This is a genomic window from Agrobacterium sp. 719_389, from assembly GCF_900188475.1.
Classification (GTDB): domain Bacteria; phylum Pseudomonadota; class Alphaproteobacteria; order Rhizobiales; family Rhizobiaceae; genus Agrobacterium; species Agrobacterium radiobacter.
This window is the reverse complement of sequence record NZ_FYEM01000004.1, coordinates 66,925-77,415: the sequence shown is the minus strand read 5'-3', so window position 1 is coordinate 77,415 and position 10,491 is coordinate 66,925. Positions and strand designations below refer to the sequence as shown.

At 59.8% G+C, this 10,491-nt stretch carries 9 protein-coding genes; 3 read left to right on the top strand and 6 right to left on the bottom strand.

Annotated features, from left to right (window positions below):
- Positions 1–8: 8 nt before the first annotated feature.
- Both CFB10_RS09240 and CFB10_RS09235 read right to left on the bottom strand, forming a co-directional pair.
- Positions 9–1,934, bottom strand: coding sequence for an autotransporter assembly complex family protein (locus CFB10_RS09240; protein ID WP_026363768.1), 1,926 nt, complete (start codon positions 1,932–1,934; stop codon positions 9–11).
- A 175-nt stretch (positions 1,935–2,109) separates the two neighbouring features.
- Positions 2,110–2,361, bottom strand: coding sequence for a YMGG-like glycine zipper-containing protein (locus CFB10_RS09235; RefSeq protein WP_003504940.1), 252 nt, complete (start codon positions 2,359–2,361; stop codon positions 2,110–2,112).
- 371 nt (positions 2,362–2,732) lie between these two features.
- On the opposite strand from CFB10_RS09235, the gene hemA reads away from it, so the two are divergent.
- On the top strand, positions 2,733–3,950 hold the full coding sequence (gene hemA / locus CFB10_RS09230; protein ID WP_003504938.1) for a 5-aminolevulinate synthase: 1,218 nt from the start codon (positions 2,733–2,735) through the stop codon (positions 3,948–3,950).
- A gap of 35 nt (positions 3,951–3,985) precedes the next feature.
- Here hemA and dxr read toward each other — a convergent pair whose 3' ends face one another.
- Positions 3,986–5,179 carry a 1-deoxy-D-xylulose-5-phosphate reductoisomerase gene (dxr, locus tag CFB10_RS09225; RefSeq protein WP_026363769.1) on the bottom strand — a complete coding sequence of 398 codons (1,194 nt, stop codon included), beginning with the start codon at positions 5,177–5,179 and terminating at the stop codon, positions 3,986–3,988.
- A 188-nt stretch (positions 5,180–5,367) separates the two neighbouring features.
- Between dxr and CFB10_RS09220 the strand changes: the two genes are divergently transcribed.
- Positions 5,368–6,069: a phosphatase PAP2 family protein gene (locus CFB10_RS09220; RefSeq protein ID WP_020010896.1), complete on the top strand. Its 702-nt coding sequence runs from the start codon at positions 5,368–5,370 to the stop codon at positions 6,067–6,069.
- Between the two features lie 30 nt (positions 6,070–6,099).
- A complete protein-coding gene (locus CFB10_RS09215; protein WP_020010897.1) occupies positions 6,100–7,353 on the top strand; it encodes an FAD-dependent oxidoreductase in 1,254 nt (417 codons plus the stop codon).
- 6 nt (positions 7,354–7,359) lie between these two features.
- Here the strand turns inward: CFB10_RS09215 and CFB10_RS09210 are convergent, their stop codons facing one another.
- Genes CFB10_RS09210 through CFB10_RS09200 form a run of 3 tightly spaced genes read right to left on the bottom strand, consistent with a single transcriptional unit; the run spans position 7,360 to position 10,481 of the window.
- Complete coding sequence (locus tag CFB10_RS09210) at positions 7,360–8,286, bottom strand: ROK family protein (protein ID WP_020010898.1); 927 nt, start codon at positions 8,284–8,286, stop codon at positions 7,360–7,362.
- Positions 8,287–8,289: 3 nt separating this feature from the next.
- On the bottom strand, positions 8,290–9,462 hold the full coding sequence (nagA, locus tag CFB10_RS09205) for an N-acetylglucosamine-6-phosphate deacetylase (RefSeq protein WP_020010899.1): 1,173 nt from the start codon (positions 9,460–9,462) through the stop codon (positions 8,290–8,292).
- Complete coding sequence (locus CFB10_RS09200) at positions 9,459–10,481, bottom strand: SIS domain-containing protein (RefSeq protein WP_020010900.1); 1,023 nt, start codon at positions 10,479–10,481, stop codon at positions 9,459–9,461. Before CFB10_RS09200 ends, nagA begins: the two co-directional genes overlap by 4 nt.
- Between the last annotated feature and the right edge of the window lie 10 nt (positions 10,482–10,491).

Here is a 10,491-nt window from a genome sequence, read left to right as displayed (position 1 = left end):
TGCGGCGTTTAAAAAGACTGGCCGATGCCAGCATAAATGCCGAAACTGTTGCCACCATCGTATTTTTCAAGCGGCATGGCGACATCGAGACGCAGAGGCCCGAAGGGCGTCGCGTAACGCAGGCCGATACCGGCGCCAGCCCGGATATCGGAAAAATCGGGGGTCACTTCATCCGAAACCACACCGGCGTCGATGAAGGGCACGATGCCGATCGTATCGGTGACCTTGATGCGGGCTTCGATGGAGCCGACCACATAAGAGCGGCCGCCGGTCGCGTCGCCAGCGGCGTTATACGGCGATATTTCCTGATAGCTGTAGCCGCGCACCGATCCGCCGCCACCGGCATAAAAGCGCCTTGTGGTGGGAATGTCCTGCAGATCGCTGCCGCCGACGAGCACGCCGCCGGAAAGCTTTCCGGCCATGATCAGCCGGTCTTCGGCGCCAATCCCCTTGTAGCCCGAGATGGAGCCTTCGAAAGAGGAAAAGAAGGTGCCGTTCAGCGCTTCATAGCTAGGCTTGGCGGCCACAGAGGCACGGAAGCCTTCGGTGGGGTTGAGCTTGTCGTCGCGTGTATCACGAACGAATTCCAGCGGGATGGAGGTGGTGAGATATTCGTTCTTGCCGAATGCGTCTTCCGTATCGGCCCATTGCACCTCAAGGCCGGCTGCGGCTGTATCGGTATCGTTGAGCTCGTAGGCGAAACCGGCTGTGCCCGTCACTGTCTTGGCGTCGTATGTATCGGGGTGTTCGGTCTTGGCAATCAGGCTGGTCTTGAAGGTGGTGCGCGGATTGAACATGCCGGGCTTGGTGAAAGTAATGCCCGCCGAATAATCCATGCCTTCGACGCTCGATGCTTCGGCGATGCGCGAGACAGAACCTTCGATACGCAGCGATTCCGCCTGTCCGAACAGGTTCCGATGGCCCCAATACCCCTGAAGGCCGATGCCTTCTGTGGTGGAGTATTGCGCGCCGACGCCGAAATAGCGGTGTTTGCCTTCCGAGACCTCGATGGTGAGCGGAATGGTGCCGTCGCGCGCCAGCGTTCCCGCTTCCTTGATGGTCAGGCTGGAAAAGACGCCCAGCTGCCGCAGCCGGTCGGCGGCCTTGCGCAGTTTCTCCGGGGAATAGGGCTCGCTGCCATTGAGGCGCGAGTAACGGCGGATGAAATCGCCATCGACGGTTTTTTCACCTGTCACGGTCACCGTGCCGAGGGGCGCCACGGGACCGCCTTCGGCTGCCATGGTGATGTCGACGGTGTTCGTTGCGTGGTTCGCAACCGCCTCGCGTTTCGTCAGTTTCGCAAGCGGACGGCCTTCGGCCTTCAGATCATCGATCAGCTTGTTGCCGGCGCGGATGATGGCGAGAGAACCGGCGTCACCCCCGGCTATCAGGCCGTATTCCTCAAGGTTACGGCCAGTCACATCGCCTTCCAGCCGGACATTGCCGAGTTTGAAGACCGGGCCGGGCGTTACCGTGATCACCACGGGCACGGGAGCGGAATGATCGAACACCGGATTGGGCGGCAGGCTATCCACATCCTTGCCGGCGACGGTGACCTTGACGATTCCGCCGTAACGGGCGTTTTCATAAAGCGCCGCAATCAGCCTGTCCCTGTCGTCTCTTGCCTTTATCAGAAGGCCAAGATCGCCCGAGGCCGGCTTCTCCTTGTCCGCAAGGAGAAGCGAGCTGTTTTCCAGGCTGTCTTTCAGGGATTTATCGGCGTCCGGGGCATCAAGCGTGACGGCATATTTGACCGGATTGATAACCTCGACCTCCGGTTCTTCCGAACCCCAGAGGCGCATGCCGAACAGTTTGAAGGCGAAGGCGTCACGGGTAAATGCCGGATACAGGGCGAACGTCACAGCAACCGCGAGCGCGGTGCCGGCTTTCCGATACGCAATACCTGTCTTCGGGTTAGTTCGTGTTCTTCGCATAAGCTGCTTTATGGTTGAGCTTTTATTGTCGCCCTAACCCGTTTCCTGTCCGTTAACATTGCAATTTAATCATAAATAAACGGCTTTGAGGACCCTCCGCCCCGTCTTTTGCCCGCCATAACGCAAAAAGCCCCGGACGACCGGGGCTTCTGTGCAACGGTATTTCGCGAAGCGATTAGCGGCAACGCGCCGTGTAACGCTGACCGTACTGGTCGCGATAATAGCAATAGCCCGGCTCGGAAGCATTGCCGATCAGAGCGCCGCCAACACCGCCGATCGCTGCGCCAACTGCTGCGCCGCGAACGTTACCCGTGATGGCTCCACCAATAACAGCGCCGGAAACGGCACCGATCGAAGCGCCCTTTTCCGTCTGCGTGCAGCTTGCAAGCGACAGGCCGACCAGCGCAAATATGATTGCCTTTTTCATGAAACTCTCTCCAACGTTACAATGAGCTCTTCGGCTCGGTAGGCGTCCCATATTTATCTGCGGCGACTGCTACCTCCGACCGCCACAGATAACTAACAATTCGATGTCGTTTAGGGAAGCCTCATCTTCCAGGCATTCCTGCGAGCGTAAATCGATTGTGTGCCAGACAACGGCGCCACGCGAAAAAGGTTCCAAATCTCGCGGTTTTTTGATGTGAATCAATTTTGTACTTTTCATCAGCGTCTATAAACGGTTTATTGGAATGGTTCAAAACAACGGCGAATTGACGCAGACGTGGTTAAAGCAGCTCGCAAGGGTTGACGGTCCCGGTGTCGAGGCAGAAAACGATCTGGTCAATTCTGGAGCATGGCATGGACTTCGAGGCATTTTTCACAACGGAACTGCAGAGCCTGCATTCTGAGGGACGCTATCGCGTTTTTGCGGATATCGAACGCCAGCAGGGCAATTTTCCCCGCGCGACACGGTACAACGCCAATGGCGAACGCAAGGACGTAACCGTCTGGTGTTCCAACGATTATCTCGGCATGGGCCAGAACCCGAAGGTCATCGAAGCCATGAAAGCCGCCATCGATCACTGTGGCGCGGGTGCGGGAGGCACCCGGAACATTTCTGGCACCAACCATTATCACGTCCTGCTGGAGCAGGAACTTGCCGACCTCCACGGCAAGGAATCGGCGCTGATCTTCACGTCGGGTTATGTTTCCAACTGGGCTACCCTCGGCACGCTCGGCCAGAAAATTCCGGGCCTCATCATTTTCTCCGACGCGCTGAACCATGCATCGATGATCGAAGGCATCCGTTATGGCCGTTGCGAGCGGGTGATCTGGAAACACAACGATCTCGAAGATCTCGAAGCCAAGCTCAAGGCCGCCGATCCGAACGCGCCGAAGCTGATCGCTTTCGAATCCGTCTATTCGATGGATGGCGACATCGCGCCGATCAAGGAAATCTGCGATCTGGCCGACCGTTATGGCGCCATGACCTATCTCGATGAAGTTCACGCTGTCGGCATGTACGGTCCGCGCGGCGGCGGCATTGCCGAGCGCGAAGGCCTGATGGATCGTCTGACGATCATAGAGGGTACGCTCGGAAAGGCCTTCGGTGTGATGGGTGGTTATATTACCGGGTCCACCGCGGTCTGCGACTTCATTCGCTCGTTCGCCTCCGGCTTCATCTTCACGACGGCCCTGCCGCCGTCGCTTGCCGCCGGCGCGATCGCTTCGATCCAGCATCTGAAGGCAAGCCCCTTCGAGCGCGCCCGCCATCAGGATCGCGTGCGCAAGCTGCGCGGTCTTCTCGATGCACGCGGTATTCCGCACATGGACAATCCCAGCCACATCGTGCCGGTCATGGTGGGTGATGCCGCCAAGTGTAAATGGATTTCGGATATCCTGCTCGACAGTCACGGCGTTTACGTGCAGCCGATCAACTATCCGACCGTGCCGCGCAAGACCGAGCGCCTGCGTATCACGCCCACGCCGCTGCACAGCGATGCGGATATCGAGCATCTCGTTGGCGCGTTGCACCAGCTCTGGTCACATTGTGCACTGGCGCGTGCGGTGGCGTGAGGCCGCAGTTAAGATAAAAGAAGACCGGGCCGCGTTTACGCGGCCTTTTCTTTTGTGGCGATCAATTCACGGGCGTGACGGCGGGCTTCCTCATCCGCTGCGAAGACGTCTTCAATGGTCGCGGCAGATCGGCCGTCATGCATGCGGTCCATGACCGTTTCGACGATCTCGGCCATATCGAGAAAACCGATGCCGCCTGCGACGAAGGCGTGGAAGGCGGTCTCTTCGGCGGCATTCAGGGCTGCGCCCTGCAAGCCGCCGCGTTCCAGCGCCGTGCGGGCCAGACGGATCGCCGGGAAGCGGGCTTCATCCGGTGCTTCGAAATCGAGCCGCGCCAGTTTTGCGAAATCCAGCCGCTCGACATTCAGATTGCCGCGTTGCGGATAGGTGAGGGCATAAGAAATAGCGGTGCGCATGTCGGGAGAGCCGAGTTGGGCGATATAGGAACCATCGGTATAACCCACCATCGAATGGATGATCGACTGCGGGTGGACGATCACCTCCACCTGATTGGGCCTGAGATCGAAGAGATATTTCGCCTCGATCATTTCCAGCCCCTTGTTGAACATCGAGGCGCTGCCGATGGAGACCTTCAGCCCCATCGACCAGTTGGGATGGGCGCGGGCGACATCCGCCGTGACATTGGCCATCTCGTCGCGCGACCAGGTGCGGAACGGCCCGCCGGAGGCCGTCAGCACGATGCGCTCCACGGCCTGTTTATGTTCGCCCGTCAGGCACTGGAAGATTGCGCTGTGCTCGCTGTCAACGGGGATCAGTCTGCCGCCGCCCTGCTTGACCGTACGCAGAAAAACATCACCAGCCGAAACCAGGCATTCCTTGTTGGCGAGGGCTATATCTGCGCCACGCTGCGCGGCTGTCAGCGTCGGCGCGAGACCGGGGGTTCCGGCAATCGCTGCCATCACCCAGCCGGCATCCATCGATGCCGCTTCTTCGAGGCCGGATTTGCCTGCCGCAACCTCTATGCCGGTGCCGGCAAGGGCCGATTTCAGCGCTTCGTATTTGTCATCTTCAGCCGTGACTGCCAGCCGCGCGCCGAATTCCCGCGCTTGTTCCGCAAGGAGAGCAATGTTGCCTGCGCCGGTCAACGCCGTGATCTCGAACGCGTCGCGGCCACCCAGCTGACGGACCACATCCAGCGTGCTGGTGCCGATCGAACCCGTCGAACCCAATATTGTCAGCTTGCGTGGCATTTCACTGGCATCCGTCATTTTCAGTCCGTCGGTCTTTTCCGGTTCGCACCTCTTGGTGCCTGTCGTTCTCCCGAAATCGCTACGCACTTTCGGGCAACATGCATTAGCCTCTACTCGCGAAAACCAGCCATAACAAGGACAAAGCCCGGGCTATTGTTTTTGCGGAGGGCAAAGCCATATGCAAGAAAAACAATGAGAGGATATTGATGCGACGTTTCCTGGTTTCCAGCGGGTGGATTTTTGCGGCAAGCCTTGTGCTGGTCCTGGTCTTCATTCCTTTTGATCCGCGTCTTTCCGAAAGTGCGCAGGCCCTGCCGGGTGGGGTGGTTTCCTTTAACCGCGCGATTACCGATTTCGGAACCTTCCGCTGGATGCTCTATTCCACCGGCCTTCTGGCGATATTGGCCTATGTTGCCGCACGGGTTTTAAAGGCACAGACCTACAATGGACGCCTGAGGACGGCATGGCGGCTTCTGGCTTATTTCTTCCTGACGATCGGAACGGCGAGCATTCTCGTCCATACGCTGAAATTCCTGATCGGTCGGGCAAGGCCGGAGCTTCTTCTTGAAATGGGTGCCTACAGCCTCACTCCTTTCACCGGCGACAATCTCTATGAAAGTTTTCCCTCCGGCCATTCGACAGCTGCCGGGGCGTTTTTCGGTGTTTTCGCCATGTTGATGCCGCGCTTCCGCTGGGTGTTTCTCCTGTTTGCCCTCGTCATCGGTGTTTCGCGTGTCATCGTCGGCGCACATTATCCAAGCGATGTCGCCGCCGGACTGTTGCTCGGCATGTGGACGGCCATGGCCTTCGCCTTTATCTTTGCCCGGTCCGAAATGCTGTTCCGGTTCGATGCGCAGGGCTGGCCGCAACCGAAAAATGCAAATCTTCCGGCGGCGGATACACGATAGAGACTTTCAGCGGGCCATAGGGGGAAGGTGATGGAGGAAGCGACAAACGCTCCGGAAAATGACGGCAAGTCCGTTCAGCATATCCGTACAACCGTCGCCGTGGCCGGCGGCGGGCCGGCGGGCATGATGCTTGGCCTGCTGCTTGCGCGCAGCGGTATCGATGTCGTCGTCGTCGAAAAACATGGGGATTTTCTCCGCGATTTTCGTGGCGACACCATCCATCCCTCAACGCTTGAATTGATGGAGCAACTCGGTTTTGTCGATGAGTTCCTGAGCCTGCCGCATACGCGTGCGCCAAGGCTGAATGCCGTCATCGGCGGCGAGCGTGTCACGATAGCGGATTTTTCCCGCCTGCCGGTCCGCCACCGCTTCATCGCCTTTATGCCGCAATGGGATTTTCTCAATTTCATCGTCGGCAAGGCGGGGCAATACGAAAATTTCCGATTGCTGATGAATGCGCCGGTGACCGGCCTGATCGAGCGTGGCGGGCATGTTGGCGGTCTCACGGTCAGCACACCGGAAGGCATCATCGAGATCGAGGCCGATCTGGTGGTGGGGGCGGATGGGCGTAGCTCCACCGTCCGCGAGGCGGCGGGGCTGGAGGTGCAGCGTTTCGGCATTCCGACCGAGGTGCTGTGGTTGCGTCTTTCGAAACAGCCCGGTGATCCAACGGAAACCATGGGGCATGCCGGCTCGCGTCAGGGTTTCGTCATGATCAACCGGGGTGACTACTGGCAATGCGGTTATGTGGTGCGAAAGGGATTTTTCGCGGACATAAAGCTGCAGGGAATTGAAGCCTTCAGGGACAGGGTTGCGGAAATCTGCCCTTTCCCGCGCGAAAGGCTGGATGAGCTCAAGAGCTGGGATGACGTGCATCTCCTGACCGTCCGTATCGACCGGCTGAAGCGCTGGTGGAAACCGGGTCTGATCTGTATTGGTGACGCGGCCCATGCCATGTCGCCTGTCGGCGGTGTCGGCATTAATCTGGCCATTCAGGATGCGGTTGCGGCGGCCAATATATTGGTGCCGGTGCTCGTATCCGGCCGCGCCGTTACCGACGACGATCTCGCCGCAATTGAAAAGCGGCGATCCTTCCCGACCAAGGCCACGCAATTTCTGCAGCGGATGATGCGTATCGGCGGCAAAAAGGGACGGGCCGATGCGGAAAAACCGAAAGGACCGCCAGCCTTTGTGCTGGCCATCATGCGGTTTCCGCTCCTTTCACATCTGACCGGCCGGCTGGTAGGGCTGGGTTTCCGCCGGGAAAAGATCGAGACGGTGTGACGCCGCTCAGGCAGCGCCGGCGGTTTCTTTCTCATGTTTCAGCCCGATAACGGCGGAACCGATCAGCCCCGGCTCAATGCGGCAGATCGCGGGCACGACCAGAGGGCGATCGAAGCGTCTGAGAATGCGGCTCCTGACCACCTCGTCCAGAGCCGCGAGAAGCGCCTTCGAATTGGAAAGTCCGCCGCCGACCGGCACGATGGTTGCGCCGGTGACGTTAATTACCATCGCCAGAGGCGAGGCGAGAATATCGATGAGGACATCAATGGTTCTTGTGGCCTTCGCATCGCCCGCCTGCCAGGCCGCAATGATGTCCTCGCTGGTCATCTCCTGCCGGTGAAGATGCGAATGCAGTTTTTCCATGCCACGGGCGCTGCCGATTGCGTCGACGCAGCCGGCAAGGCCGCAACCGCATTCGAAACGCGGCAGTGAAACCGGCGGGTTTCCGGCCAATGTCGCTGCCACCGGTCCGTGTCCCCATTCGCCGGCGAAACCGCCGTCGCTGTTGATGAGCTTGCCGTCGATGACAAGGCCGCCACCGACACCCGTTCCGAGGATAACGCCGAAGACCACGCGATGGCCGCGCCCGGAACCGATTTCCGATTCGGCGATCACGAAACAATCGGCATCGTTCGATACGATGACGGGAAGGTGCAGCGCCTTTTCCAGCTCGTCCTTCAATACCCTGCCGTGGATACTCTGAATATTGGCGACAGTGGCCTTACCGGTGTCGGCGTCGATGACGCCGGCAATCGACAGCGACACGCAGGCGGGTGTACCGCCGCTATTATCGATGACGGATTTCAGGCCGGCGGCGAAGTCTTCAAAACTGGTCTTGGGCGTCGGGATGCGCGGCACGGGGCGAATATCGTCGGGAGCGTATGCAATCGCACCCTTGATGGTCGTTCCGCCTATATCGAAACAAACGATCATGATTCAGGCTCCGAAACGTGCGGCATCGTGGATTTTTTCTCCTGATATCCATGTCGAATGCATCTGAAGGTCGGGTGTCAGCATGACGAAATCCGCATCGAAACCGGGCAGGAGTTTGCCCTTGCCGGAAGCGCCGACCGCGTCGGCGGGATAGGCGGAAGCCATTCTCAAGGCCTCTTCCAAAGGTGTGTCCAGCTTTTCATGCATGAAGCGGATGCAGGAGAGCATATCGATATCCGCCCCCGCCAGCGTGCCGTCTTCAAGCGTCAGCCGGCCGCCGTTGCGATAGACACGCCTGCCATTCAGTTCAAAACCATCATCGTCCGTGCCGATGGTGGACATGGCGTCGGTAACGAGAAAAATGCGGCCGGGACTATTCTTGGCGCGAAGCGCGATGCCGATCGCCGCGGGATCGACATGGAAACCGTCGGCGATCAGCCCGCAATCCAGCTTGCCGTTCGAAAGTGCCGCTCCCACCAGCCCCGGCTCGCGGTGGCCGAGCGGGCTCATGGCGTTGAAGAGATGTGTCACCATGGAGGCGCCGGCCTCGGCATAGGCCGTCGCCACGCCGAGACCCGCATCGGTATGGCCGAGGCTGACAACGATACCGGCTTTGCGCAGCGCTGCGACCTGCTCTTCGGTTACGTTTTCCGGGGCGATGGTTGTCAGCACGAAAGGAAGTTTCGCCTTGCAGCCGGTCAGAATCGCAAGGTCGGCCGTTTCCATCTTTCGGATCAGCGCTGGATCATGGGTGCCCTTGCGGGCGACGGAAAGATGCGGCCCTTCGAAATGCAGGCCGAGGAAGCCGGGCACCCCAGCCTTGTGGGCGGCGATGCCGGCTTCGGCGGCTTTGGCTGTTATATCCGGCCGGTCGGTGATGAGGGTGACCATCAGCGCCGTGGTGCCGAATTGCGCATGGGCCGAGCAGATGCGGGCAATGCCCTCTACATCCGGCTTGTTGTTGAACATCACGCCGCCGCCGCCATTGACCTGAAGGTCGATGAAGCCCGGCGCAATGAGCAGTTCTTCCGCATCGATAATGTCGGCGTCCGCGGGCACGGACACGCGGTCGACGATGTCGCCGACACGGCCGTCGCTGATCACCAGCACCTTGCCATCGTGCCATGCGGCGCCATCGAAAATGCGGGCGCCGACAAATGCCTTGCTGCTGCTCATTGGGTTTCCGTCACCTTCTTCAACGCCACGGGCGCATCCGGATTGAAGCCCCGTGCGCGCGACAATTGCTCGATGAAGCCGTAAAATGGCGCGATCAGCAACAGGGCGTCGGTGAGCGGGTGATTGGTTTCCACAAACGGCAGGGGCTTGGCCGGGTTGCCTTTTGTGGAAGTGACGAAAACGCTTGCGCCCTTGCCGGCGAGACCGGCCGCTATGTCAGTCACGGAGGTTTCGGCGCGGTCACGCGCGGCAAAAGCGATGACGGGAAATTTCGGCGCGACCAGCGAAACGGGGCCGTGCATGACTTCCGCCGAAGAATAGGCCTCCGCGTGGAGTTCGCAGGTTTCCTTGCATTTCAGGGCCGCTTCCGCGGCAATGGCGAGAGCCGGACCGCGGCCTAGCATATAAAGCGATTCCTCGCCCTTGACTGCTTCGCCGATCTGGCTCCAGTCCAGCGCGATGGCCTTGGCGAAATTCTGCGGCAGGGCGCTGACGGCCTTGGCAAGCAGGCTGTCTTCCGTCCATTCGGCAAGGATCGCGAGGCCGGCGACGATGGAGTTGACGAAAGATTTGGTTGCCGCCACAGCTTTTTCAGGACCCGCTTGGATGTTGATGGCGTGATTCGCCGCGTCGCCGAGCGGGGAGGGTAGGGTGTTAACGAGCGAGAAGGTAAGCGCGCCACCCCTGCGGGCGCTTTCTGCGAGAGCGACGATGTCAGGGCTTTTACCGGATTGTGAGACGGCGAAGGCCGCCGCCCGTTCCAGCCGCAGCTTCGTCTGGTAGATCGAGGCGAGCGAGGGGCCGAGCGAGGCGACCGGCAGCCCGGTCTGCAATTCGATCGCATATTTCAGGAAATGCGCGGCGTGGTCGGAGGAACCGCGTGCGATGGTGACGATAACGGCCGGGTCACGGGCCTTCAGGTGAGCGCCGGCTTCCCGGAAATCGGCATCGGCATTGTCCAGCAGGCGGGCGACTGCATCGGGAATCTCATCGATTTCCTGGCGCATCAGGGTTGTCATCGTTTCGTGT

Coding starts and splice junctions, on each gene's coding strand:
- CFB10_RS09220 (WP_020010896.1), top strand. CDS start 5,368: ATGCGACGTTTCCTGGTTTCCAGCGGGTGGATTTTTGCGGCAAGCCTT.
- CFB10_RS09200 (WP_020010900.1), bottom strand. CDS start 10,481: ATGACAACCCTGATGCGCCAGGAAATCGATGAGATTCCCGATGCAGTC.
- hemA (WP_003504938.1), top strand. CDS start 2,733: ATGGACTTCGAGGCATTTTTCACAACGGAACTGCAGAGCCTGCATTCT.
- dxr (WP_026363769.1), bottom strand. CDS start 5,179: ATGACGGATGCCAGTGAAATGCCACGCAAGCTGACAATATTGGGTTCG.
- CFB10_RS09210 (WP_020010898.1), bottom strand. CDS start 8,286: ATGATCGTTTGTTTCGATATAGGCGGAACGACCATCAAGGGTGCGATT.
- CFB10_RS09215 (WP_020010897.1), top strand. CDS start 6,100: ATGGAGGAAGCGACAAACGCTCCGGAAAATGACGGCAAGTCCGTTCAG.
- nagA (WP_020010899.1), bottom strand. CDS start 9,462: ATGAGCAGCAGCAAGGCATTTGTCGGCGCCCGCATTTTCGATGGCGCC.
- CFB10_RS09235 (WP_003504940.1), bottom strand. CDS start 2,361: ATGAAAAAGGCAATCATATTTGCGCTGGTCGGCCTGTCGCTTGCAAGC.
- CFB10_RS09240 (WP_026363768.1), bottom strand. CDS start 1,934: ATGCGAAGAACACGAACTAACCCGAAGACAGGTATTGCGTATCGGAAA.